Annotated in this window: 22 protein-coding genes; 15 read left to right on the plus strand and 7 right to left on the minus strand. The window is 36.6% G+C overall.

Annotated features, from left to right (window positions below; translation table 11 throughout):
- The first annotated feature begins 8 nt into the window (after positions 1 to 8).
- The 5 genes from ALGA_RS07845 to argJ all read left to right on the plus strand — a co-directional run bounded on the left by ALGA_RS07845 (position 9) and on the right by argJ (position 5,405).
- Entirely contained in the window at positions 9 to 434 is a 426-nt protein-coding gene (locus tag ALGA_RS07845) for a cupin domain-containing protein (RefSeq protein WP_096428801.1), read from the plus strand.
- A 652-nt stretch (positions 435 to 1,086) separates the two neighbouring features.
- Positions 1,087 to 1,914 (plus strand): acetylglutamate kinase, encoded by an 828-nt coding sequence (gene argB, locus ALGA_RS07850; RefSeq protein ID WP_096428802.1) that lies wholly within the window; start codon positions 1,087 to 1,089, stop codon positions 1,912 to 1,914.
- Positions 1,915 to 1,924: 10 nt separating this feature from the next.
- Positions 1,925 to 3,121, plus strand: a complete 1,197-nt coding sequence (locus tag ALGA_RS07855) for an aspartate aminotransferase family protein (RefSeq protein WP_096428803.1) — start codon at positions 1,925 to 1,927, stop codon at positions 3,119 to 3,121.
- Positions 3,114 to 4,151 (plus strand): N-acetyl-gamma-glutamyl-phosphate reductase, encoded by a 1,038-nt coding sequence (gene argC, locus ALGA_RS07860; protein WP_096428804.1) that lies wholly within the window; start codon positions 3,114 to 3,116, stop codon positions 4,149 to 4,151. The genes ALGA_RS07855 and argC overlap by 8 nt, the downstream gene beginning before the upstream one ends.
- A gap of 42 nt (positions 4,152 to 4,193) precedes the next feature.
- Positions 4,194 to 5,405 (plus strand): bifunctional glutamate N-acetyltransferase/amino-acid acetyltransferase ArgJ, encoded by a 1,212-nt coding sequence (gene argJ / locus ALGA_RS07865; RefSeq protein ID WP_096433500.1) that lies wholly within the window; start codon positions 4,194 to 4,196, stop codon positions 5,403 to 5,405.
- A gap of 242 nt (positions 5,406 to 5,647) precedes the next feature.
- On the opposite strand, the gene hemN is transcribed toward argJ, so the two are convergent.
- Positions 5,648 to 7,012, minus strand: a complete 1,365-nt coding sequence (gene hemN, locus ALGA_RS07870) for an oxygen-independent coproporphyrinogen III oxidase (protein ID WP_096428805.1) — start codon at positions 7,010 to 7,012, stop codon at positions 5,648 to 5,650.
- 389 nt (positions 7,013 to 7,401) lie between these two features.
- Between hemN and ALGA_RS07875 the strand changes: the two genes are divergently transcribed.
- The 3 genes from ALGA_RS07875 (at position 7,402) to ALGA_RS07885 (ending at position 12,208) form a co-directional block, all read left to right on the plus strand.
- On the plus strand, positions 7,402 to 8,124 hold the full coding sequence (locus ALGA_RS07875) for a DUF169 domain-containing protein (RefSeq protein WP_096428806.1): 723 nt from the start codon (positions 7,402 to 7,404) through the stop codon (positions 8,122 to 8,124).
- Positions 8,125 to 8,195: 71 nt separating this feature from the next.
- A complete protein-coding gene (gene buk, locus ALGA_RS07880; protein WP_162845404.1) occupies positions 8,196 to 9,269 on the plus strand; it encodes a butyrate kinase in 1,074 nt (357 codons plus the stop codon).
- A gap of 161 nt (positions 9,270 to 9,430) precedes the next feature.
- Positions 9,431 to 12,208 carry a PAS domain S-box protein gene (locus ALGA_RS07885; protein ID WP_096428808.1) on the plus strand — a complete coding sequence of 926 codons (2,778 nt, stop codon included), beginning with the start codon at positions 9,431 to 9,433 and terminating at the stop codon, positions 12,206 to 12,208.
- Here the strand turns inward: ALGA_RS07885 and ALGA_RS07890 are convergent.
- Complete coding sequence (locus ALGA_RS07890) at positions 12,205 to 12,957, minus strand: lysophospholipid acyltransferase family protein (RefSeq protein ID WP_162845405.1); 753 nt, start codon at positions 12,955 to 12,957, stop codon at positions 12,205 to 12,207. The two genes, ALGA_RS07885 and ALGA_RS07890, sit on opposite strands and share 4 nt — an antisense overlap.
- A gap of 583 nt (positions 12,958 to 13,540) precedes the next feature.
- Between ALGA_RS07890 and ALGA_RS07895 the strand changes: the two genes are divergently transcribed.
- A complete protein-coding gene (locus tag ALGA_RS07895; RefSeq protein WP_096428810.1) occupies positions 13,541 to 14,101 on the plus strand; it encodes an outer membrane beta-barrel protein in 561 nt (186 codons plus the stop codon).
- Between the two features lie 180 nt (positions 14,102 to 14,281).
- Here ALGA_RS07895 and trpS read toward each other — a convergent pair whose 3' ends face one another.
- On the minus strand, positions 14,282 to 15,271 hold the full coding sequence (gene trpS, locus ALGA_RS07900) for a tryptophan--tRNA ligase (RefSeq protein WP_096428811.1): 990 nt from the start codon (positions 15,269 to 15,271) through the stop codon (positions 14,282 to 14,284).
- A gap of 177 nt (positions 15,272 to 15,448) precedes the next feature.
- The gene (locus ALGA_RS07905) at positions 15,449 to 15,895 is read right to left on the minus strand and encodes a YqaA family protein (RefSeq protein ID WP_096433502.1); all 447 of its coding nucleotides are present in this window, start codon (positions 15,893 to 15,895) and stop codon (positions 15,449 to 15,451) included.
- Positions 15,896 to 16,053: 158 nt separating this feature from the next.
- Here ALGA_RS07905 and rbfA point away from each other — a divergent pair, with 158 nt between their 5' ends.
- The 4 genes from rbfA (at position 16,054) to ALGA_RS07925 (ending at position 19,090) form a co-directional block, all read left to right on the plus strand.
- Entirely contained in the window at positions 16,054 to 16,389 is a 336-nt protein-coding gene (gene rbfA / locus ALGA_RS07910) for a 30S ribosome-binding factor RbfA (RefSeq protein ID WP_096428812.1), read from the plus strand.
- A 128-nt stretch (positions 16,390 to 16,517) separates the two neighbouring features.
- The gene (locus ALGA_RS07915; protein ID WP_096428813.1) at positions 16,518 to 17,660 is read left to right on the plus strand and encodes an ABC transporter permease; all 1,143 of its coding nucleotides are present in this window, start codon (positions 16,518 to 16,520) and stop codon (positions 17,658 to 17,660) included.
- 98 nt (positions 17,661 to 17,758) lie between these two features.
- Positions 17,759 to 18,433, plus strand: coding sequence for a hypothetical protein (locus ALGA_RS07920; RefSeq protein ID WP_096428814.1), 675 nt, complete (start codon positions 17,759 to 17,761; stop codon positions 18,431 to 18,433).
- A 9-nt stretch (positions 18,434 to 18,442) separates the two neighbouring features.
- A complete protein-coding gene (locus ALGA_RS07925; RefSeq protein WP_096428815.1) occupies positions 18,443 to 19,090 on the plus strand; it encodes a hypothetical protein in 648 nt (215 codons plus the stop codon).
- A 50-nt stretch (positions 19,091 to 19,140) separates the two neighbouring features.
- Here the strand turns inward: ALGA_RS07925 and ALGA_RS07930 are convergent, their stop codons facing one another.
- Complete coding sequence (locus tag ALGA_RS07930) at positions 19,141 to 20,733, minus strand: sulfatase (RefSeq protein WP_096428816.1); 1,593 nt, start codon at positions 20,731 to 20,733, stop codon at positions 19,141 to 19,143.
- Positions 20,734 to 20,925: 192 nt separating this feature from the next.
- The gene (gene dusB / locus ALGA_RS07935; protein WP_096433504.1) at positions 20,926 to 21,921 is read right to left on the minus strand and encodes a tRNA dihydrouridine synthase DusB; all 996 of its coding nucleotides are present in this window, start codon (positions 21,919 to 21,921) and stop codon (positions 20,926 to 20,928) included.
- 285 nt (positions 21,922 to 22,206) lie between these two features.
- On the opposite strand from dusB, the gene ALGA_RS07940 reads away from it, so the two are divergent.
- Positions 22,207 to 23,133: a CPBP family intramembrane glutamic endopeptidase gene (locus tag ALGA_RS07940; RefSeq protein ID WP_096428817.1), complete on the plus strand. Its 927-nt coding sequence runs from the start codon at positions 22,207 to 22,209 to the stop codon at positions 23,131 to 23,133.
- Here ALGA_RS07940 and ALGA_RS07945 read toward each other — a convergent pair.
- Complete coding sequence (locus tag ALGA_RS07945) at positions 23,092 to 23,856, minus strand: hypothetical protein (RefSeq protein WP_096428818.1); 765 nt, start codon at positions 23,854 to 23,856, stop codon at positions 23,092 to 23,094. The genes ALGA_RS07940 and ALGA_RS07945 overlap by 42 nt on opposite strands.
- A gap of 250 nt (positions 23,857 to 24,106) precedes the next feature.
- Between ALGA_RS07945 and ALGA_RS07950 the strand changes: the two genes are divergently transcribed.
- Positions 24,107 to 24,880, plus strand: coding sequence for an energy transducer TonB (locus ALGA_RS07950; RefSeq protein WP_096428819.1), 774 nt, complete (start codon positions 24,107 to 24,109; stop codon positions 24,878 to 24,880).
- The last annotated feature ends 108 nt before the right edge of the window (positions 24,881 to 24,988 follow it).

Genomic DNA, 24,988 nt, shown 5'->3' on the forward strand with positions numbered 1-24,988 from the left:
TATTTAATATGAAGAAAATATTTATCTTATTTTGTGTGGCTCAAATTTGTTTGCTTGGATGCAAATCAAATAAAATAACGAATACAGAAGTGATCACACTAGTCAAGACGACTAAAAGTTGGAATGGCACACCACTTCCAAAATATCTTGATGGTAATCCCGAAATAACCATTTTGAAAATAATTATTCCTCCAAAAACAAAATTGGAATTACATAAACATCCGGAAATTAACGCTGGCCTTGTACTAAAGGGTGAATTAACTGTAATTAGTGAAACGAATGATACACTTTATCTTAAAGCGGGTGAACCAATCGTAGAATTAGTAAACACATGGCATTTTGGGCGAAATGATAGCAATAAGCCTGTGGAGATAATTGTTTTTTACGCGGGAATTAAAGAAACCCCAATCACTATATTAAAAAAACAGGATTAATCGAACCAGCTAAAGAAGTAGGCTCCCACTAGGCTATTAGCCTTGCCGAAAACCGCTCACACCAACAGATACCTCGAAAATCAGGTACAAACCAATCGGGTTTATTCATAAATAATTTCAATCAAAATGGCATTGCCTTTGGGCTTACATGCTAATTTATTTGGCATTTTATTTTCATGCTTTGTTTTTGTCTTTATCCAAATATCCCCTAAGAGAGAACATTTATAAAAATGTTCTTAACTTTGCATATGAGGGAATTGCAAAAATATCCCGAACTTTCCAATAATGAGTTGAATCCTTCAGGGCGGATCATCAACTTTAATAAAATAATCCTTTAAAAAGAAAGTTTTGCGTTTGGATCAAAAGGGATGCCAAATAAGCTTAGAGGAAAAATAGCCCATGTCGCCGAACATCAAAATGGAATCGGTCCTGCTTATGCCATTTCTCAAATTATAAATGTGTTGATGTAATTGAACAATAAGCAGAACAAATAGGTTTGCAAGTCGAGCACTTGAAAACGCCTTTAAAGGATCGGAAGATTTTGGCTATTTTAGTGATCAACTTAATTATGAAGTGTTGGTTCATTTATCAGAGTCCATTAAAAGAATAGTAATATAAATAATCATAACTTTTATAATCTATAAAACGAATAATGATAGAAAATATAATATTATTTAAATATGGCGGCAATGCCATGACGAATCAAAATCTTAAATCGAAGATATTAGCAAATATTTGCTCTTTGAAAGACAAAGGATATCAAGTTGTGATTGTTCACGGTGGTGGCCCTTTTATTAAAGAAACACTTAAAATTGCCAATATCGAATCAGAATTCGTTGATGGATTACGAAAAACAACACCTGAAGCAATGGAATATGTCGAAATGGCATTGAAAGGAAAGGTCAATGGAAGTCTGGTTTCAATAATAAATGAAATGGGCCATAAAGCTGTTGGCTTGTCGGGTAAAGATGGACAAAGCGTTCTTGCTAAAAAACATATGCATGAGCACAAAACAAACGGAAAAGTTGAACTTGTTGATTTAGGACAGGTGGGAGATGTCGCAAGCGTTGACACTTCCTTAATCGAATTGTTATTAGAAAATAATTTCATTCCTGTAATCACTTGCATTGCTTCTGATAAAAAGGGACTTGATTATAATATTAACGGCGATTTGTTTGCAGGTCATTTAGCTGGTGCACTTTCAGCAGAACAATATGTTATTTTAACAGATGTTGACGGATTAAGGCTCGAGAAGAACGATCCAGCTTCCATTATCCATGAACTTAAGGTAACTGAAATAGATCGACTTAAAGAAATAGAATGTATCCAAGGAGGGATGATCCCAAAAATAGATTCTTGTAAAATTGCCTTGGAAAAAGGAGCTAAACTTGCAAGAATCATCAATGGAACAGTTCCAGAACAAATTGCAAGTCTTTTTGAAAATAAAGAAGTTGGAACAGCAATCAGTACCAAATTTTAAAACAAAAATAATGATACAGAAATTGAATAGAACATACGATGATCTTGATAAAAAGTATTATTTACAAACTTTTAAACGTTACCCTTTAACTTTCGATCATGGGAAAGGCTCCCATATCTGGGATGTGGAAGGCAACGAATACATTGATATGTTGGGAGGTATCGCTGTTAATAGTGTTGGACATAGTCATCCAAAAGTGGTAAAAGCAATTCAGAATCAGGCAGCCAAACTAATTCACATTTCAAACTTTTATTTGAGTGAGCCACAGGTGATGCTTTCTAAAAAGCTAGTGGAATTATCAGGTTTAGATCGGGTGTTTTTTGCGAATAGCGGAGCCGAATCTGTTGAAGGAGCTATTAAAATAGCACGTAAATATGCACATAGTATTGGACGGGGAGGAAATGTTATTTCTTTTGAAAACTCATTTCACGGACGCACATTGGCAACTATTGCAACTGGTAAAAAGGCATATCAAAAAGGATTTGATCCTATTCCACAAGGATTTTCTCAAGTGCCTTTTAATAATATTGAAGCCATAAAAAAAGCAGTCGATAAGAATACTGCAGCCATCATTATAGAGCCTATTCAGGGAGAAGGAGGTGTAAATGTTGCCAATAAAACTTTCTTAAATCAATTGAGAACTTTTTGTGATGAACAGGATATTGTGTTGATTTTCGATGAAATTCAGTGTGGTATTGGACGGACAGGAAAAATGTTTGCCAAAGAACATTTTGGGGTACAACCTGATATTATGACTTTAGCCAAAGCATTGGGCGGAGGTGTTCCAATTGGCGCCATTCTTTCGAATCAAAAAATAAGTGCAGCGATTGATTTTGGTGATCATGGAACTACCTTCGGAGGAAACCCTTTGGTGTGCGCAGCTTCATTGGCAACATTAGAAGTTATTGAAACAGAAAAATTATTGAAACAGTCGGAGGAAAAAGGCAATTGGTTAAAATCGGAAATTGCAGCAATGGAAAATCCGGATATCAAAAAAATCCGAGGACTAGGATTGATGATTGGCATAGAATTTAATTTTGAAACAAAGCCTTTAGTACAGAAAATGCTTGAAAATGGCGTGTTGGCAAATTCTACTTCCGATACTGTTTTACGCTTGGTACCGCCTTTAAATATAAGTTATGAAGATTTGGGAAAGGCAATGGACGTATTAAAAAAATCATTAAAAGAAATAAAAGGCAATGACTAAAAAGAAAATAGGAATTATCGGCGCAACTGGTTATACCGGATCAGAACTGGTGCGTATTCTTACCAATCACCCCGATGTTGAGATTAGCATGATTACTTCTGAAAGCCGGACAGGAGAATTATTTTCTGATGTGCATCCTTTTTTACAGGGAATTGCGGATCAAAAATTGGTATCGGTTAATCAAATAGATGAATACGAACTTGATCTTGTTTTTCTTGCTTTGCCACACGGCGTTTCCATGGATTTTGTGAAACGTTTTAAAGACAAATCTTTTAAAATTATTGATCTTTCCGGGGATTTCCGTTTGAGTACACAAGAGGTTTATGAAGAATGGTATAAAATTCCGCATATCTATCCAAAAGGCATTGAAAAAGCTGTTTTCGGGAGTCCTGAATTGTATTTTGATGAAATTAAACAAGCACATTTAATTGCGAATCCAGGCTGTTTTCCCACAAGTGCAATTTTAGGTCTGGCGCCTCTACTAAAAGCCAACCTGATTGAAACAGATCGAATTATTGTGGATTCAAAAACGGGTGTTACAGGAGCAGGAATAAAAGCTAAAACAGTAAACCTTTATTCGAACGTAAATGATAATTTTAAGGCATACGGATTAAAAAATCATCGCCATACGATTGAAATACAAGGAGTGTTGGATAAAGTTTCAGGAAAAAATACCTGCATTCAATTTACACCGCATTTATTGCCGGTTGACAGGGGAATCCTGACATCAATTTATGTGCGCCCAACTGAAAAACTGGATGAAATCAAACTAAAAGAACTTTATGCTGACTTTTACGCAAATGCGCCTTTTGTCAGATTGAGAAAGCAGGAACCAGCTATTAAAGATGTGAGGGGAACCAATTATTGTGATTTATATGTAACGTATGATGAGCGCACTAATATGGTGATTATTATTAGTGTTATTGACAACCTTATTAAAGGAGCTGCAGGACAAGCAGTTCAAAATATGAATATCATGTTTGGTCTGGAAGAAACCAAAGGATTAAATCTAATTCCACTAAACCCTTAATTTTTTAATTAAAAAAAATAAACATCTACAATATTTATGGATATGATTAAAAATATAACAAACGTAAGAGGAATATCCTGCTGGGGAGCACATACAGGTGTCAAATCTATGCGTAGGGATTTAGCCATCATTTATTCGAGTGTTCCGGCAAGTGCCGCTGCGGTATTTACGCAGAACCAGGTAGTGGCGGCACCAGTTACCGTATCGAGAAATAATATTGCTGATGGTAAAGCGCAGGCAATTGTAATAAATGCAGGAAATGCCAATGCAGCCACAGGAAAACAAGGAATGGAAGGCGCAAAAGCAATGACAAATGCATTGGCTGAAGAGTTGGGTATTGACGAGAATTTAGTATTAGTAGCATCTACTGGTATTATAGGCGTAAAATTTCCAACTACAGAAATTGTTGAAGGTATTCGGGAAAATGCAAAAAATATAACCAACAGATCCAACGCAGGATCATTTGTTGCAAATGCGATTTTAACCACCGATACATTTGCCAAAGAAGGCTTCATGGAGTATGAAGTTGATGGACGTGAAATTAATATGGGCGGAATTGCGAAAGGCTCTGGAATGATTCATCCCAATATGGCCACGATGTTGGCGTTTATTGTTACGGATATCGCCATTGAACCTAAACTTTTAAAAACTGCAGTAAAGGAGACGGTTGATAAATCATTTAATATGATTACGGTGGATGGCGATACTTCAACCAATGATATGGTTATTGTATTGGCTAATGGTTTGGCTCAAAATGAGATGATCAAATCAACAAAAGACAAAGATTACGCCATTTTCAAAAAACATCTTGAAGAAATGATGATCCATTTGGCTCAGCTTATCGTTTCAGATGGGGAAGGAGCCTCAAAGTTTATCGAATATGAAATAGTGAATGCACCATCGGAGGATTATGCAAGAACAATGATTCGAAAAATTTCAGATTCTGCCCTTGTTAAAACAGCCATGTATGGCCGCGATCCAAATTGGGGTAGAATTATCAGTGCTGCAGGGAATGCAGGTCTTCCTTTTGATTATGAAAAAATGGATCTTTTTATTGGTTCGGATAAAAAATTGGAAAAGGTTCTTGAAAAGGGCACTCCTTTAGAATTCGACTATAACTATATTAAAAAATTATTGAGGGAATCACATCTTAAAATTTTGCTGGATCTTCACGATGGAAAAGCCAAATCGAAAGGATGGGGAACCGATTTAACAACCGATTATGTGTTGTTTAATTCTGTATACACAACTTGATATGTAAACTTAGAAAAAAACTAAAAGCAAATTTTGATTTTCTCAATGCTCTTTTTAAAAAGAGTGATATTGAATGGTGTATAGTGTAATAGGCTGCCACTAGGTTATTAGCCTAGCGGATAAGCTCTCTCACAACTTTAACAAACACCAGCGAGCTACTAGAATTGGTTTGTTCAAAATAAAACGCATAAAAAATCCGGTAGTCATTTCTGACTACCGGATTTTTTGATTTTATTCTTGCCTTAAATCGACTTCGAGAACATATTGTCTTCCCCGCTTTTTGCGTATCGAAGTTTGTTATCGAATAACTTGGCTATATTTCTCAGGAAGATCATACCCAAATCGGTTACGATCAATTTTTCATTGTCAACAGTAATAATTTTCTCATCAGCCAATACCTGCAGTTCTTCCTTGATTGTTGCCGGCAAATAAGCCTTTAAATCGTCTGTAAAACTCAATTCGCGACGACAGGTAATATCCAGTATCGCTCGTTTCACAATCACATCCTCATCGCTTAAGAAGTAGCCTTTCTCCAAATTAAGCTTATCGTTCATCGAAGCCTCTTCGTAAGCCTTAATCAGCTTAATATTTTGTGCGTAGGCATACTTTGCATCAGAAATAGAAGATGCTCCCAAACCGACTAACAATTCGGTGTGCGAAGTGTTGTATCCCATGAAATTACGGTGCAGTCGCTTCGCCTCGCGGGCAATATACAATTCGTCGTGAGGCAAGGAAAAATGATCCATTCCCACATCGCTGTAGCCAAGTTCTGCCAGTTTTTCGTTTCCCAAGTCGTACAAAGCACGTTTCCCGGCACTATCAGGAATATCAGCATCGGTAAATATCCGCTGACCTTTGGTTTTCCAAGGTACATGAGCGTATGAATAGTAAGCAATTCGGTCTGGCATTAACTCCGAAACTTTATCGAAAGTATCACTAACAGAACTCAATTGCTGTTTTGGCAGTCCGTAAATTAAATCGAAGTTTACCGAATGATATCCAATCTCACGAGCAGCTAAAGTTACTTCCTTAACGGTTTCGAAACTTTGCGGGCGGTTAATTACTCTTTGTACCTCCGGATCGAAATCCTGAACTCCATAGCTCACTCTGCGAAATCCTACGTCGTACAATGCTTGTAAATGCTCACGAGTGGTATTATTCGGATGTCCTTCGAAACTAAATTCATGTTCAGGATGCAATTTTGAATTCTGCTTCAAGCCATTGATTAATCTTTGCAGATTTTCAGGCTTGAAAAAAGTTGGTGTTCCACCTCCTAAATGAAGCTCACGAATAATTGGCTTTTCTTGAAAAGTATCCAAATAAATTTGCCATTCCTTCAACAAAGCATCAATATATTGATCTTCTACGCCATGATTACGGGTAATCACTTTTGTGCATGCACAGTAAGTACAAAGCTTTTCGCAGTAAGGCAAGTGCACATAAACACTAATTCCATTCGAAACATTCGATTCATCAAAAGTGCGTTTCACCACCTTCAACCAATCTTCCACTTCTGGCCGTTCATTCCCCCAAAAAGGAACGGTTGGGTAACTTGTGTACCGAGGTACCGGCACATTATATTTTTCTATTAAAGATTCTCTGTCCATAACTAAATCATCTTATCGGATTAATACCGTACAAAGATATCTTTTTTTATAAGATAACGATCTTCGAGGACTTTACAATTGCATGAAAGCTTTGTAAATATGCGAGTTCGTCGACTTTTATCGTATATCTCACTGAAAGTAATAAGCACCCAATAAGTTCAGATGATTTCAGAAACTATTTAAATTTGTTTTTAGTATTAATTATCGGTAAAAATGAAGAATGACAAGGCAAATCTTATACGAATAGTGGTTCTATTTAAATGGAATTTAATACAGTTAGGCTTTATTGCTACCTATAAAAAAACGAAAGGATAAATTTTAAACAGTTTCTAAGTTGGCATTCAATCAAACATATCTGATATTTGTATAGGTACCAATCTGCTAAAGCGATGAAAAAAGAACTTCAACAAGAATTTATAGCAAAGTGGGGGAAATATTTCGGAAAGGATACCGAATTACCTATTTGTTTCTGGTATGGTAATGATAGAGTTCAGGATCAGGAAATTGTAGCCAAATCGTGGAACTGCATCATTGGTTTGTTGCATAAAATTCGCAAAGGATTTTCAGCCAGCTTTTCAGCCGATTCAATTGGATGCATGGAAGGCAAATGTTATTCTGGTTTTGCAGGCCGTCCTGCCGGACTAAACATGTTTCTGTCCACAGGTAAGGAGAAATATTTAAAGACCCCAGAAATAGCACAAAAAGCCATCGATCTGTTTCCTGTGTTTACTAGTCCTGCAAAATACATTACTTTTAAAACTTGGGATCAGCTGAACGAAACTGACGAACCCGAGGTTGTCATTTTCTTTGCTACTCCCGATGTTCTTTCCGGCTTGTTTACCCTTGCCAATTTCGACCAGACTGATCCTTTTACCAACATTGCGCCTTTTTCATCGGGTTGTGGATCAATAATCTCCTACCCTTTTCAGGAATGCAAAAAGGAAAACCCTAGAGCTATTTTAGGGATGTTTGATGTTTCGGCAAGACCCTATGTTCCAGAAAATACATTGAGCTATGCCATTCCGATGAAAAAATTTGAACAAATGATTCAAAACATGGACGACAGTTTTTTAACTACTGAAGATTGGGAAAAAGTAAAAAAGCGCATCTAATTCAAATGTATAATACGTCTTACCATCAAGCTATCTTCTCAAATTACATCTTAAACACAACAATCATTTTTATGAATTCGAACGAAATTGTCATTGTTATCAACCCAGGATCAACATCTACTAAAATCGCCTTATACAACAGAACGGAACTAATTAATGAACTTATTGTTCGTCATTCGCAAGTTGATCTTGATCAATTTCAAAAAGTTACCGATCAATTCGAATACCGATACCAAATGGTAGAAGATGGATTGGATGAAATGCTATCAAAAGAGGATCTGCATGTAGTCGGTATCGTTGGACGCGGAGGAATTGTAAAACCTCTTGAAGGAGGAACTTACAGAATTAACAACAGTTTTCTTGAAGATGCCAAAACGGGAAAATACGGTGATCATGCGTCTAATTTAGGCAGTATGCTGGCTAATAAGCTAGCCAAACACTTTAATTTGGATGAAAGTTTTACCGTAGATCCAGTATCTGCCGGCAATATTTGGGAAAAAGCACGTATTTCGGGCGTACCAGGAATCGAACGAAACCGAAGAGGGCATCCTTTAAACATGAAAATGACTGCCCGTAAAACTGCCAAACAACAAAACATTACTTTCGAAGAAGCAAAATACGTGATTGCACATTTGGGTGGTGGAATTTCGATTGCTTCGGTTGATGGTGGCAAAATTGTTGATGTAAACGATGCACTAATGGGAATGGGACCATTCTCTCCCAACCGAGCCGGCGCTTTGCCAAGCCGAGGAGTAATGGATTTGTGTTACTCCATGCCAAGAAATGAAGTTGAAGCACTACTCAGTAAAAACAGTGGTTTAAAAGCTTATCTGGGTGTAGATGATCTTCGGGATGTTTTCAAATTAATCGACTCAGGCAATGAAAAGGCACAACTCATTTACGATGCATTTGTCTATCAAATCGCGAAGGAAATTGGAGCTTATCATGTTGCCCTTAAATGCAAGGCGAATGGAATCATCATAACTGGTGGCATAGCCTATTCGGAGCGCTTCATTTCTGATTTAAAAACCTATGTTGAAAAACTGACAAACTTCTTTGTATATCCGGGTGAAAACGAGATGGAAGCGCTTGCCGAAGGTGCGTTTCGGGTGATCGATGGAAAAGAGATGGCTTTGGAATATTAAGTAAGGATATCCCTTTAACTTATTTAATTTCTTTACTCACAAACGGACATCTTGATAACAAATATTAGGTAAAATGCAAAGAAATAGCTAAAAACTGCACGGTATCGCAGGTTAATTTTATTAACTTAGTAAGAATTCACTCAACTAACTTTTTTTGTGCAATGACCACCCCAAACCAAAAGCACACCGATTTATACAAATCATTAGTCCTTAATTCAGGAGATGCGATGTATTTATCAAATTTTAACGGGAAATTAATAGAAGTCAACAAACAGGCTTGTGCTAATTTGGGATACTCAAGAGAGGAGCTTCTTTCTCTTTCACTTTCTGATATTGACAACGAATATAAGACCGAAGAACAGATTGGTAATTTTTTCACTATTCTGGAACATGAGAAATATTGTAAGATAACCACACATCACAAACGAAAAGATGGTTCAATATTCCCTGTTGAAATTAGTGTCTCGTTACTAAATGAAAATGGCAGTAAACTCATACTTGGCATTTCCCGTGACATTACTGATCATGTTGAGGCTAAACAAAATCTATTCTCGTACATAGATACTTTAGAAAAAATAAACCCAATAATTCAGAACTCTAATGATGTAGAGAAAATGATTTGGGATGTACTGAATGTTGTACAGGAAGTCTTTAAAACAGATCGAACTTTTCTTCTTTCAGCTCCCAATACAAAAGATCGTTTTCAATTTCCCCCTGTTGAACTTATTAAATCCGGTGTATCATGCATCTCGATACTTGACAAAAGCGAAATAGCACACACTTATCAGAAAGAACTCTTCGAGAAAAGAAAGTGTGACGACAATGAAGTTTTCACATCAAATTTTTCACAATCAGAAAAAAATGAATCCTTTGCAAAAGAGCTTCTTATTAAATCGGAAATGATAGTTGCGATACCTAACGTAAATAACACAAATTTTTTATTAGGAGTTCATCAATGTTTCAAATTACGGGAATGGACTAAACTTGAGGAAAAATTATTTATTGAGATTAGTAGACGATTAGGTAATGCAATTAAACAATTAATAACTTATCACAACTTAAAGCAAAGTGAGAAAAAATACAAAACTCTTTTCGACAATGCTCCTCTGTCCTATCACTCTTTAAATAGAGATGGCGATATAATTGATGTCAATAATACATGGCTAAGTTTTCTTGGCTACAATAAAGAGGACGTACTTGGCAAGAATTACGGTGATTTCCTTCATCCTGATTGGCAACAGGTTTTTGATACAAATTTTCAGAAATTTAAGACTCTGGGCTATGTAAATGACGTTCATTTTAAGATTAGACACCAAAAAGGGCATTACAAATACATCTCGCTTCAGGGTTGTACTGGTTGCCATCCCGATGGCACTTTTAAACAAACCTATTGTGTATTTCAAGACATTACAGCAAAAAAGAAAGCCGAAGACAAACTAAAGGAAAGTGAAGAGAAGTATAGATTATTGATGGAACAATCTCCTTTTGTTGTTGAGGTATATGATTTAGATGGCGTACAAATATCAGTTAACAAAGCTTACGAAGAACTTTGGCAAATCCCAAAAGAACTTACTATTTTCAAGTTCAACATACTCAAAAGTCCTCAAGTCCACGTAAATGGATTTATAGATTATCTAAAGCGTGCATACGCAGGTGAATCCTTAGATTTACCAGACCATTTATATAAATCAGAAATTGAGGCTGATTCAAATTACGAAGCCCGGAGTCGTTGGTTAAGAACACGTGTGTATCCCATAAAAGACGAACTTGATGCAGTCACTCACATTGTTGTAGTTCACACAGACATTACCGATCAGAAAGAAGCACGAAAGGCATTAATAAAAAGTCAAGATCAATTTAAAATATTTATTCAACAAGCTCCACTCCCACTTAGTCATGTAAGCAATATAACAGGAGAGGTGAAATATATCAATAAGCGATTTTTAGATGTATTTGGATATACTCATGATGATGTTTCTACCATGGAGAAATGGTGGCAACTTGCATATCCAGATCCTGAGTATCGGAAATTTGTAATTGAAAATTGGGGGAAAGCTGTAGAAGTAGCAACAAAAAACAAAACAGATATAATTCCTGAAATATATAATATATCATGTAAAGATGGAAGTGTTAAGCAAATATTAGTGTCAGGAATTACTCTTGGTGATGATTTTTTATCGATGCTGGTAGATTTAACGGCTCAGAAAAAAATTGAACAGGAATTAATAACAGCAAAAGAAAAAGCGGAAGAAAATGAGAAATTGAAGACTGCATTTTTGGCCAATATGAGTCACGAAATAAGAACTCCTATGAATGGAATTATGGGTTTTGCAGACCTATTGCAAACACCAGAACTTAGTTCTGAAAAGCGTGAAAAATACATTCGAATAATTTTACAAAGTGGTGAGAGAATGCTTACTACAATCAATGCTATTATTGAAATTTCAAAAATAGAAACCAAACAAATAGTTCCATTCATAACTGAAATTAACCTTGCCGAACTTATCCAAAATCAACATGCCTTTTTTACTCCAGAGGCAAATAAAAAAGATATTACCCTTTATTGCAAACCATTAACAGATAAAAAATTCATTTTCTCAACAGATTTAACATTGTTAAATTCCATTTTCACCAACCTGATTAATAATGCCATAAAATATACAAATTCCGGCTCTATCGTATTTGGCTGCACAAAAAGAAACGATTTGCTGGAATTTTTTGTAAAAGATACAGGAATTGGAATCCCTAAAAACGTACAGCACAACATATTTGATCGATTCACACGAGTCGACCAGGAAAATACGAAAGCCATCGAAGGTTCGGGACTTGGCTTATCAATTACCAAATCTTATGTGGAATTACTCGGAGGTAAAATATGGATGGAATCGGAAGAAGGTATTGGTTCTAAATTCTTTTTTACCCTTCCAATTAAAAGCTAAATTCCATATTTTTCTTTCAAAGGCTGATTGATAACATCCTTAAGTTGTGCTGACAGAGCTTCGGCATCCTTTTTTGTAAGTCCTGTAGTAGGAATAAGTGGATGAATGATTACCTCTGCAATACCTGGACTTGCATTGCCTTTAAACATGGTTCCCCTTTGTAATCTTTTCCAATTGGTTGTTTGTGTTATTGGCAATATAGGAATTCCCATTTGAATGGCAATGGCTACCGCACCTGGCTTAAACTCTCCCAAATTCGGGGCATTTTGAGGAATCGTTCCCTCAGGAAGAATCACGAGAGGTTTTCCTTCAGAAATTACCTCCATCATTTTCTTGAAACTTTTTAATGCTCCAATTCGATTGTATCTATCCACCAAAATATTCATTCCTGAAGTATAAAAAATGTGGAACAAAGGCCATTTTTCAATTTCTTGTTTGCCTGTAAAAACAAAATATTGATCGAAAATGATATACAGAGTTGCCGGATCGATAAAGGAGCTGTGATTTGAGCAAATTAAGAAGGGTTGATCAGTAAGTATATTCTCTCTTCCCTTAACACGTAGAAATATTCCTGAACCATAAAGCCATACCTTCGCATATACTTTAGTCACCTTAAAAGCCATTGGAAATCGCTCCTTCTTTGCTAAAAAGAATTTAAGTATTGGATAGAACAACATCAAGCTTAAAACGAAATAAAGGAAGAAGTAGAGCTTGTATAAGAATCGGATTGGAAATAGTAAAACATTCATTTTGAACCGTAGTTTGATTGTAATTATTTGCATTATCAGGGCAAATTGCATGGATTAATTGATTCGCCCTATTGTTTAATGAATCAAAATTAAGATTTATTATCATGATTCACTAAAACAGTATTAAATTCTAAGTTATTTCCCACATTTTTAAAGAAATATAAGTTCTTAACCAGTTAACTTCCAGTCCTATTTCGGTTGGGCAATACACCTATTATTTACATTTACGATTCTGCTCTTATGAATCAAAATTTCCAAAAGTCTACAATTTACCATGATGTGCGTATTTGAAAGGCGAATGGAGGCTGTAAAATTTAAGGCATGCACAAACGCATAACAAGCACTTAGTCCGATAAACAATAACCTAATCATCATATTAATTTACACTTGTGCCAGATTTTGAAATTACACATATGGATAGTGCACATAAAAACCAGGCCTTATTTAAAACATAATTCAACAAAGCCCGTAACAGGAGATTTAAATGATATGTTGAAACAATAATAAACGACATATTAATTTTAATGAACACGAACAAATATTAGGCTTATTAAAAATAAAAAAATAACTAATTAACTTATTCATGATAAAAAAAATACTAAGCTTTATAACCATTTGCACCCTGTTTATTGGAATAGCCCAGGCTCAATATAGCTATGGCTCTTTTAGATCTTTTCGTATTGATATGGGAGCAAGTTATGCAAATCCGAGTGGCGACGAACTGGATGCTGGTATCGGGTTTTATGTGAATCCAAAATTCCACATGAATGACAATCTGCTTTTAGGTGTAAAATATGAAACGACAGCAATTGGTGCTGCCAATGATGATTTTTTGGATGTATCAAAAATTGTTTGTTACGCATCGACAATAGATTACTACGTAAGTACTAATAATTTACGGCCTTTTGCGGGTGTAGACATTGGAATTTATGAACTTGGATCCATTAGCAACACAATAATGAACAATACCGTAGAAATAGAGTTGGGGTCGAAGTTCGGGATTGCACCAAAGGTTGGTGTCAGTATTGGACATTTGGATTTGACTCTGCAGTACAATATGATTTTTGACCAGAACGAACGTTTTAACGATTTCAACCACACATCTGTTAAACTTGGATTCCATTTTGGAGGTGGCAAAAACTAGGATGCGGATGTATATGCAATTGCGTTAGGGATAGAAGTGATTACCCCACAGCTTTTTGTTTACGAAGCAATAAAATTAGCGAGGAGTAAAAACGGAAAGCCCGCCCCGAAGGGAAACGCCCTGAAAAGAAAATGCCATCTCAATCGGATGGCATTTTTTATACTTACAAAATTGTAATTCTTAGAATTTACGGAAACCAATTAATCGACGAACTTCCTCAAGAGTTTTAGCGGCACTCTCACGAGCTTTCTCTGCTCCATCCTGAGTTACTTTTCTTAGGTAAGCATCATCCTTAGAGATATCAAGAAAACGCTCTCTGATTGGTGCTGTAAAGTTGATGATATCTTCGGCCAACTGCTTTTTTAAATCGCCATAGCGTACTTCGCAATTGTTGTATTTACCACTAAAGAAATCATAAGTATCTTTGGTCGAAACCACATCCATTAAGGTAAATAAGTTTTGTATGGCTTCGGGCTTTTCCTGGTTCATTTGAGTTGGACCACTATCCGAAACTGCTTTCATTACCTTTTTACGAATCTCTTTTGGATCTTCGACCAAGCCGATTGCATTACCTTCCGATTTTCCCATTTTCCCAGAACCATCCAAACCAGGTATTTTTACAAATTCGCCGGTGAATGAGTATGGCTGAGGAATCGGGAAGGTTTCTTCGCCGTATGTGTTGTTAAATCGTTTTGCAAATTTCCGAGCCATCTCTAAATTCTGCTCCTGATCTTTCCCTACCGGGACTCTTTGTGCTTTGTGAATTAAAATATCTACAGCCATTAAAACCGGATAGGTTAACAAACCGGCATTCACATTCTCGGGACTTTTACGTGCTTTATCTTTAAAAGAAGTAGTTCGCTCCAACTCTCCCAAATAAGCATTCATGTTCATCAACAAATACAATTCAGGAATTTCAGGAACATCACTTTGCACATAAATCGATGCCTTTTCAGGATCGATACCGCATGCTAAATATTCGGCCAAAACACTTCTCACATTTGCGTGAAGATCAGCAGGAGTCGGATGTGTAGTCAAGGAATGCCAGTCAGCTATAAAGAAAAAGCAATTGTTATCGTTCTGCATTTGAACAAAATTCTTTATCGCTCCGAAATAGTTCCCCAGGTGTAAATTTCCTGTAGATCGAATTCCACTAACTACTGTATCCATGATCTGATTTTATTAATAGCTCAAGTATTGAGCCGTTTATACTTAAAAACTGTTTTAAACAGCTTCTTAAAAAATTATCTCGCAAAATTATGAAACGAATCGAACAAAAAAAATATTGAGGGCCCGAAATAGCGGTAATCTGCTAATATTAAAAAGATTTGTTCTTATTTGTCTTGCTTAGGCATTAATTATTTGCAGTGTAATCCATGCCCAAACAATATACCTGCACAATTTTCCTGCAGCCATAAAAAGGGCTACCCAAATAGGCTTGCTCCTCAATAAACCCAATCCCAAAGGAATAATATCTCCAACAACAGGCAAAAAAGCAAAAAAGGCCAGTGCACTTCCTTTGTTCTGAAGAAATAGTTTTGTTTTTTCGGCCTTCGCCTGATTTATGCGAAGAAATTTCTCGATCCACGTCCACTTGCCCAAATACCCTAAATAGTAGGTTAGCATGCCTCCCAACCAGTTTCCCAGACTTGCAATTGCTACTGTTACTGAAATATCGTAACCCGAATATACAAAAAGACTTAGGATCGCTTCGGAGCTAAATGGCAATATTGTGGCAGCTAAAAAGCTTGCAAAAAACAATCCCCAATATCCATATTCAAACAAATCTGCCATAGGGCACAAAGATAAAAAAAGATTCAAGTTTAAAGGAGAAAGGGAAAGGTACAAAGCAAAATCTGAATTTATTTCCATTTTACTTTTCAAGACTCAAACCACTTTCCCACTCTTCCAGACTTTTATTATATCTTTGTAAAAAAAATAGAAGATTATATATGGAAACTACAAGACAAAGCAAAGTTTCAAGATTGTTGCTAAAGGATTTAAGTGAAATATTTCAAATGGAATCGAGAAACCTTTTTGGTGGTAAAATGATTTCGGTTACAACTGTTCGAATTAGTCCTGATTTAGCACTTGCCAAAGTATACCTTAGTATTTTTCCTTCGAATGCAACAGAAGAGACTCTTAAGACAATTAAGATAAACACGAAAAATATTCGTAGAATTCTTGGTAATAAGGTTGGGAAACAACTTAGAATTGTTCCTGAATTGGCATTTTTTGTGGATGATTCGTTAGATTATATCGAAAACATCAGCAATTTGCTTTCTTAAATATCAATTTGCGCACTGCAAATATTACTTCTCATACATTATTGTAAGCATACTTGAACCTTCCCTTCCATATTGCAAAACGATATCTGTTTTCGAAAAAGAAACAGAACGTAATCAATGTCATCTCGATGATATCGGTTATTGGTGTTGCAATTGGAACGATGGCTCTGGTAATTGTTCTTTCGGTATTTAATGGTTTTGATGGATTGATTCGTGACCTGTTTGGAAGCTTCGATCCTGATTTAACAATTCTCCCAAGCACCGGCAAAACTTTTGTTCCCGATTCTACTTTTGAACAGATCAGGAAAATGGAAAATGTGGTTTTCTACTCCGAGGTACTGGAGGAAAATGCACTGCTTAAATATGGAAACAGACAACGACCCGCAATTATAAAAGGTGTTGACGAAGAGTTTACCTTAATGACTGGTATCGATACCATGATGGTTGAGGGTAAATTTCTGCTAAATAGTGGAAAACATCAATTCGCAGTACTTGGCTATGGTGTTGCTTTGGATCTTGGCGTTGGACTTACCTTTACGGATTACATTAAATTTTACGTGCCAAAAAGAAATGCAAAATTGGGCCTCAACCCAATGGATGCTTTCACTACCGAATATCTATATCCTTCGGGGTATTTTACCATTCAGCAGGATTTCGATTCTCAATACGTATTGGTTCCCCTCGATTTTGCCAGAAAATTATTCTCCTACACCAATGAGGTGAGTGGTATTGAGCTCTCCATTATTAATCAGGATGAAGTAGAAAATGTAAAGGAACAAATCCAAACTCTTTTAGGAGCTGATTTTCAGGTTAAAACCCGATTCGAACTCCACGATGTTTTATTTAAAATGATGCAATCGGAAAAAATGGCGATTTTCTTTATTCTAGCTTTTATACTAGTCATCGCCTCGTTCAATGTGATTGGTTCGCTAACCATGCTTATTTTGGATAAAAAAAAGGATATTGCAACTTTACGAAGCATGGGTGCTGAAGAAAAAACAATTCAGAAAATATTTTTACTGGAAGGTTGGCTTATCTCCCTGCTAGGTGCAACAATAGGTGTTGGCTTGGGCCTTACAATCTGCTTTCTACAAATAAAATATGGCCTTATTACCCTTTCGGGGAACGGAGCTTTCATTATGGATTCCTATCCTGTGGATGTTCATTTTACCGATATTTTTATCATCTTTACAACTGTTGTATCGATTGGATATGCTGCATCGCGCTATCCGGTTCGCTACATCACCAAACGTTTTCTGCAATTCAATTAATTTGAATTGTTAAGGATACCAAACTATCTACTATCCCGTTTAAATTTCTGAGTGGACAAATTGTCCATTTCAATAAGAACTTATTAAATTCAATTAAAATGAGAAAGATTATTGTTATTTGCTTTTTTGCATTTGGATTTTGCCTATTTGGCAACGCTCAGGAAACGGCTCTTACTTCGAAAGGAAAAGTTGTGATTCTTTATGAAAACGGCACCTGGAAGTATGCTGACGTAAGTGTTTCAGGGGAAACCCAAGCTCAGCAAACCGAAAACACCGTACTAACTGCAATTCAGGAAACTGCGATTTCAAATGAACCACTTGTACTTAAAGATGCTGAAGTTGAAAAAATCACTTTTATTGAAGGTGCAAGCGAAAAACTTCAAAAATATTTCAAGGATAAAAATATTGTTCGATGCGATTTTACTCTTAGCTCAAAAGAGGGAAAAGCAACGATTACAACCGAATGGAAAATTATGAACGGGGAAGCCTATTCGTACTTTGGCTATATTAAAAAGGAAGCTAAACTAAGCTTGGAATTACTTGGAGGGGAAACTGTTGATTTGGCTTACAACAATGAATTTGAGCCAAAGGAATTTAAAAAATATGGATTTTCCACCTATTCTGCCGAACTCGAATTAACCGAAGATCAGCTTGAATTGCTTCAAAACAAGATCGTATTGAAAGCCACCATGAACTGGAGCCGAAGAGCTGAAGAGTATCAGGTTGTTGATCCTTCCTATTTTATTAAAACAATTCCTCAAATTACAGAATAATTCGATCGCATGAAAAATATATTGATTCTGACTCTTCTGCTTTTAGGTACAATCAGCCAGTTAAATGCGCAATTAAAACTAATTACTCCTGAAGGAAAAGTGGTTCTGTTATTTGATAATGGAAGCTGGAAATACGAGGAAATTAAGAAGGCAGAAGAACCTGTTGTAAAAATCATATCAGCAAAAGAAATTGCCAAGCCAATAGTAATTATTGATGCTGAATTGGAATCAAAAACCGTAATTAAAGGCATCAGCGAAAAATTAAATAAATTCTCTGCAACAAATAATCAGGTTAAATCGGAATTTCAGCTTATTTCCAAAGATGGAAAAGTAATTCTAAAAACCAATTGGAAAATTATGGATGCCGAAGGATTTCGCTTTTTCGGATACATTACCAAGAAATCAAAAATGGTGTTCACCCTTTCAAATGGAGAGAACATTGAACTTCATTATGCAACCGATTTTGCACCTAAAGAATATCCAAAATACAAATTCACAATCTTTACGGCCGAACTTGAATTGAATGAAGATCAAATCCGAAAATTGCAAAATACATATCTGCAAAAAATGGAAATGTACTGGAGCAGACGAACAGAAAGCTATGCGGTTTTCAACCCCGACTATTTCGTGAAAGAACTAGCTAAAATAATCGAATAACAAAAAAGACGCTTTGAAAGCGTCTTTTTTACTATTATTCTATTCCGATTTTAATCAACGGTAGTCATACTTCCCCACCAGTTATTTTTCGGATCGAAATCTTTCTTTAAAAATTCTTTTCGTTGCCTTTCCAATCCTGGCAATTTCTTCTGCTCAACACTCTTTAGATATTCTCGCTCTATCTCTTCCTTATAAATTGGATCTTTCTCAGGATATTTGGCCCCAACACCATCTAAATAATTGAATAGCTCGGTATGAAGTTCTTTTACTTTCTCCGTTTGCAAACTTGCCAAATCATTCTGTTCTTCCAAATCGCTATCCAAATTGTATAACTCTTCGTGATTATCTTCATAGTAATGAATCAATTTCCAATTTCCTCTGCGAATCACCGACGATGGATCTCCACCCTGATTCCCGTAATGCGGATAATGCCAAATTAAAGCACGCTCCCCGCAAGTTTTCCCGTTTAGTAATGGAAGTAAGCTTATACCATCCGAATGCTCCTCAGGCCTTAGTTTTGCGCCAACCAAATCGAGTATGGTTGGATAAAAATCGGTGCCGGAAACCGGAACATCGCAAGTTTCGCCCCCTTTGGTCAAACCAGGAACTTTGATAAAATACGGCTCGCGAATTCCTCCTTCGAACTGATAGCCTTTTCCTCCCCGCAAAGGAAGATTCGAGGTTGAAAATGAGTCCCCTGCAGAAACACCTCCATTATCTGAAGTAAATATGACGATGGTATTCTCATCTAATCCCAGTTCTTTCAGCGAATTTAACACCAAGCCAACTGCATCATCCATTTGTTCTACCAATCCGGCATAAACCGGATTATCTTGAACCTGACGAATGGGTAAAAAATGACCCATTTTATATCCAGATTCCCCAATCCCATTGGCTTCTGCTTTATCTCGGTATTTTCCCCATTTCTCCTGACTTGTTTCAATAGCACCATGAACTGCATAAAACGACAAGTAGGCAAATACCGGTTGTCCTGATTTTTTTGGGTTGTTCTCGTTTAAAAAATTAACTGTTTCCTGAGCCAATCGCATCGACAGATTCTCTCCATCTTTTCCATCGGTAAGCTTTGGGTTTTGATAGGGTGAAAAATAACCGCCTCTTGGACCGCCTGCATCCCATCCACCTTTATTGATATCAAAACCATGATCTTCGGGCCATGAACCTTTCTCTCCCAAATGCCATTTTCCGGCGAAAAAGGTTTTATAGCCTTCCTCTTTTAAGGCTTCGGGCAAAGTAACATATTCCAAAGGCAACTTGTGGCGGTATTCGGCAGGCAGTAATTTGCTATGTCTGCCATGATCCCGCCATTTTTCTCCACTTGGAGCTCCAATCCAGTCGGTAATACCATGGCGTGCCGGAAATTTACCCGACATGATACTTGCACGCGATGGACTGCAAACCTGACATGCCGCATATCCATTTGAGAAAACCATTCCTTCTTTGGCGATTCCATCAATATTAGGAGTCTCATAAAACTTACTTCCCATGCAACTCATATCGTGATAACCAAAATCATCTGCCAATATGAATAAAACATTCGGCTTTTCCTGAACAGGTTCTTTTGCCATTTTGCAGCTTACAAGAAGTAAGCAAGCAACTAGTATTCCTATTTTGTTCTTCCACATATTCGAAAAATTTACTTTCTGAATCCATTTTGAGTAAGCACTTTTTCATGTACTTCAAAAGGATATCTAAAAATATTACTTTCTATTGATAATCAGGAGGGTTATTTTGTCATAAATAGGGTGCGTAAAGTTCAATTTTCACCTTTCAGAAACAAATTGGCATAAAAAAAGACGCTAATCAGCGTCTTTCAATTAATCATTGTCTATATGGAGATTGCCCCATTCCATAGCTATTCTATCTAATATTGGCATTAAATCGGCATAATGATTGGCTCTAAGCATTTCAATTCTGGTGTGCTTAAAATTCACCAACCCTTTAAACATACCTGCCATATGTCTTCTCATGTGCAAAATTCCACGTGGCTCATCAATCCACAGAATAGCTGCGTCAATTTGCTCTTTTAACATCTCAACTTGCTGTGCAACGGTCGCCGGCGGTAACAACTCTCCTGTGGTTAAGTAGTGTTTTACATCTCTAAAAATCCAGGGTTTTCCAACTGCTGCACGACCAATCATGATTGCATCAACTCCATACCTATCGAAAGCTTCCTTTGCTTTTACAGGATTTGTGATATCCCCGTTACCAATAATCGGAATGTGCATGCGCTGATTATTTTTGACTTCTCCAATCAAGGTCCAATCGGCTTCGCCTTTGTACATCTGGCATCGTGTTCGCCCATGAATGGTTAATCCTTGAATTCCTACATCCTGCAGTTGTTCTGCCAACTCAACAATTATTTTTGAATCTTCATCCCAGCCCAAACGGGTTTTTACCGTTACCGGGATATTCACTGCCTTAACAACAGCTTCGGTAATCTTGAGCATTTGCGGTACATTTCTCATCATTCCAGAACCCGCTCCTTTAGTGGCCACCTTACGAACCGGACAACCAAAGTTTAAATCTATGAATTCAGGATTAGCTGCCTCAACAATTTTAGCAGCCTCAGCCATTGGATCAACTTCCTTTCCATAAATTTGAATGGCAACAGGACGTTCCTCGTCTAATATGGTCAACTTTTTCATTGTCCTATTAACCGATCGCACCAATGCATCAGCCGAAATAAATTCGGTAAACATCAAATCCGCTCCATAGCGCTTGCACAAAACTCTAAATGGCGGATTGGTAACATCCTCCATTGGCGCCAACAATACCGGCCGTTCTCCTAAATCCAGATTTCCTATCTTCACTTTCTTTCTTTTTTTATCAGATTGCAAAGATAATAGAAAGTCTTAATAGTTTTGAAAAGTAAAAAGTCGAAAAGCCAAATAGTTTCACATACAGCAAAAAGCTTAAATAATGAATTCTTAAAATGCAATCTGTTGGCTCTTTCCCTATTTGTAAGCAATCCTTAACACTTGATACTTCATCCTTTACACTTGTTCCTTTAAACTTGACACTTTGTACTTGATCCTTTATACTTGAATCTTAATACTATTTACTATTTTTGTTCTTCAAATAAAAACAAAAGGTATATGCTAAAAGGATCGTTGAGTCATTACTCCCCACTATCACAATTAATGATGAGTTTACTTGTTGTGGTTGGTTCTTTTATGTTGTGCATGTTTGCCGGCAGTGTTTTAGCTTATCTTATTTTTGATGTTAATATCTTCACCGACGCAACAAGTCTGGATATAAATGGAGATTCAGTAAACCTTTCTGTTCTAAAATTTTATCAAGTCATCTACTCTACCGGAATGTTTATCATTCCACCTTTTATTATCGCCTATTTTGTGCATAATAAAATTTTAAGCTATCTGTTTTTAGACAAAAAATCTTCTGCTTCGCAATACATATTTGCAATTCTTATCATTGTTGTTGCCTTACCGGCGATTAATCTGCTTGCTGATATCAACTCTCATTTGCAACTGCCTGAATTTCTTTCGGGAGTAGAAGAATGGATGAGAAACAGCGAAGATCAGGCCGAAATCATCACAAAGAAATTTTTGGTGATGGAAACACCTTTCGATCTACTGGTGAATTTGATTCTGATTGCTGTGATTCCTGCATTGGGAGAAGAACTTTTGTTTCGGGGAGTTATTCAGCGCATCTTCTCGAACATGACAAAAAATGTGCATTGGGGAATCATTATCACCGCCTTTCTTTTTGCAGCTCTTCACATGCAATTTTTTGGTCTTTTGCCAAGAATGGCAATGGGTATTCTTTTTGGATATTTACTCGTTTGGACAAAAAGCTTGTGGGTTCCAATTTTAGCGCATTTGATTAATAACGGAATGGCAGTTTGCATGTCCTATTTCATCTATAAAGGCAAGTTGCCCGAAGACATTGAAAATTTTGGTGGTGATAATACAAGCGTATGGATTAGTGGATTTATCTCAATGATACTTCTTTCAATTCTGCTATTCAGCCTTTACGGATCGCGAGAAAGGCAAAATGAGTGAGTCTTCTTCAGCTTGTTTTACTTGCTCTAACTTCTCCTTTTCACCCTTGCGCCAAACGTAAACAATTCCATAATCCGAAGCTTTCCCTCTTTTCTCCTCATCCGACAAATCGGCAAATTTTGCCTCTACTTCGTTCCAAAGGGTAAGAATTAAACTATCTGCCTCAGCACGATACTCAGCCACCTTTTCCGAAAATCGATGTGTATTGTTTTGCAATATTTTCTGATCGTTAAATGCCTCCTTAAAATTCTCACAATTCACCCTTACCAAAGCAATCGAAGGACTGTAAATTGGATTCCCTCCCGTTCTCATTCGCTCCTGTTCTCCTTTCATCAATTTCTCTCCCCACTCAATAACTTTTGCATCCTGCAATAAGGACGGTGCCGCTTTCGAGCTGGTTTTCAATCCATAAAATTCCCGGATTTCAGGTTTCATTTCACCTCTTATTATTGTGAAATTTAGCACCTGAATAAAGTGAGAGACATACAAACGCGCCTTACGCAACTTCTCATTGTACTGTTTGCTTTTGATGGATTGCTGACTAAGTGCCTGACGATGATTACGAATTGCCAATTCGTAATGAGGTAAAAATGTCTCTACTTTCTGCAAAAGAACAAATGAAAATGCCAATTTAAAACGATTTGTTCTGTAGCTAATATCAAGAGCCGATTTTAAAGCACGAACGCGTGCTAAATCCGTATTTGGAAGTCTTCTGTATGGCATCTAATCTATATATAACAAATAATGTAGCTGTGGTTAATGCGAAGATACAAAAAATAAGAAATCGAAAAACGGCATTCGCACATTGGAGAAGTTGTTTTTTACCAAATCCTATTTAACTGATACCAACGTTCATTTATAGAGGAGCTACTTTCCTCAAATAATTTGACATATGTAAATTAATACTATCTTCCTAATCGTTTATTATACTAAACACAAACTCATAAAAACCCCACTTACATTTCTACTAGTATTGCTTAGTGTTCAATTTTCATTTTCGCAAAGAGATACGATTGTATATTACAAAAAGCACTCCCCAATTGCGGCATCGGAAGCAGCCGATCAACAAATCGTAATTCAACAAAAAAACAAGAAATCATCTGTTATGATGTCTTGTTCGTGGAATGATAATAAATGGAAAGTAGATAAAACGGAAATCATTAAGTTGAAAAAAGACGGTCGCTATAAAATAAGTAACAGCACCTCTCATTACGAATGGTCTTATAAAAAAATAAAAGATGGTTATGAGGTACAGGAATTTAACCACGAAGGCAAACTAATACACAAAGGTTTAAGCCGCAGCATGTTTCCACTGCATCGGGTTGGACAATGGCAAAATTTGCATGATGATAAAGTTGTTGGCATTAGCGTTTACAAGGAAGAAACAATGACAAAATCATACATTATTGCTGATGACAAACACTTACCAACCAACACCTATGCGAATGCCGACAGTCTGGCGATTTACAAAGATGGCGAGGAAGGATATTCGAAAGATCTTGCCAGAAGTCTTGAGTATCCCCGAATAAGTCAGGAAAATGGAATAACCGGCCGTGTTTTGGTTTTATTTGCCGTTGATGAGAATGGATCTCCATCTGAAATTCAGATTCTGAAAGGTGAAGATCAATACCTTAATCTAGCTGCTGCAACTGCAGTTAAAAGCTGTAAAGACTGGACTCCTGCCTTTAAGGCTGGCAAACCTGTGAAAGTTTACTCAATTGTTCCGGTTAATTTTAATTTACGCTAAGCTGTCAAATTCCAGAGCTACATAAAACACGCAAGCCAGCCTTGATCTGAAATCAGGGCTTATGGAGTAAAAGGATTTTTAATCCGCAAAAGAGGTCCTTATCTACTA

It is taken from the genome of Labilibaculum antarcticum (genome assembly GCF_002356295.1).
In the GTDB taxonomy this organism is placed as follows: domain Bacteria; phylum Bacteroidota; class Bacteroidia; order Bacteroidales; family Marinifilaceae; genus Labilibaculum; species Labilibaculum antarcticum.

Excerpts from the sequence above, each read along its gene's own strand:
- ALGA_RS07940 (WP_096428817.1), top strand. The coding sequence starts at position 22,207 with ATGCTAAAAGGATCGTTGAGTCATTACTCCCCACTATCACAATTAATG.
- ALGA_RS07885 (WP_096428808.1), top strand. The coding sequence starts at position 9,431 with ATGACCACCCCAAACCAAAAGCACACCGATTTATACAAATCATTAGTC.
- ALGA_RS07875 (WP_096428806.1), top strand. The coding sequence starts at position 7,402 with ATGAAAAAAGAACTTCAACAAGAATTTATAGCAAAGTGGGGGAAATAT.
- hemN (WP_096428805.1), bottom strand. The coding sequence starts at position 7,012 with ATGGACAGAGAATCTTTAATAGAAAAATATAATGTGCCGGTACCTCGG.
- argC (WP_096428804.1), top strand. The coding sequence starts at position 3,114 with ATGACTAAAAAGAAAATAGGAATTATCGGCGCAACTGGTTATACCGGA.
- ALGA_RS07855 (WP_096428803.1), top strand. The coding sequence starts at position 1,925 with ATGATACAGAAATTGAATAGAACATACGATGATCTTGATAAAAAGTAT.
- ALGA_RS07925 (WP_096428815.1), top strand. The coding sequence starts at position 18,443 with ATGAAAAATATATTGATTCTGACTCTTCTGCTTTTAGGTACAATCAGC.
- ALGA_RS07895 (WP_096428810.1), top strand. The coding sequence starts at position 13,541 with ATGATAAAAAAAATACTAAGCTTTATAACCATTTGCACCCTGTTTATT.
- argJ (WP_096433500.1), top strand. The coding sequence starts at position 4,194 with ATGATTAAAAATATAACAAACGTAAGAGGAATATCCTGCTGGGGAGCA.
- argB (WP_096428802.1), top strand. The coding sequence starts at position 1,087 with ATGATAGAAAATATAATATTATTTAAATATGGCGGCAATGCCATGACG.
- ALGA_RS07915 (WP_096428813.1), top strand. The coding sequence starts at position 16,518 with ATGATATCGGTTATTGGTGTTGCAATTGGAACGATGGCTCTGGTAATT.
- ALGA_RS07905 (WP_096433502.1), bottom strand. The coding sequence starts at position 15,895 with ATGGCAGATTTGTTTGAATATGGATATTGGGGATTGTTTTTTGCAAGC.
- trpS (WP_096428811.1), bottom strand. The coding sequence starts at position 15,271 with ATGGATACAGTAGTTAGTGGAATTCGATCTACAGGAAATTTACACCTG.
- rbfA (WP_096428812.1), top strand. The coding sequence starts at position 16,054 with ATGGAAACTACAAGACAAAGCAAAGTTTCAAGATTGTTGCTAAAGGAT.
- ALGA_RS07920 (WP_096428814.1), top strand. The coding sequence starts at position 17,759 with ATGAGAAAGATTATTGTTATTTGCTTTTTTGCATTTGGATTTTGCCTA.
- ALGA_RS07845 (WP_096428801.1), top strand. The coding sequence starts at position 9 with ATGAAGAAAATATTTATCTTATTTTGTGTGGCTCAAATTTGTTTGCTT.
- ALGA_RS07945 (WP_096428818.1), bottom strand. The coding sequence starts at position 23,856 with ATGCCATACAGAAGACTTCCAAATACGGATTTAGCACGCGTTCGTGCT.
- ALGA_RS07930 (WP_096428816.1), bottom strand. The coding sequence starts at position 20,733 with ATGTGGAAGAACAAAATAGGAATACTAGTTGCTTGCTTACTTCTTGTA.
- ALGA_RS07890 (WP_162845405.1), bottom strand. The coding sequence starts at position 12,957 with ATGAATGTTTTACTATTTCCAATCCGATTCTTATACAAGCTCTACTTC.
- buk (WP_162845404.1), top strand. The coding sequence starts at position 8,196 with ATGAATTCGAACGAAATTGTCATTGTTATCAACCCAGGATCAACATCT.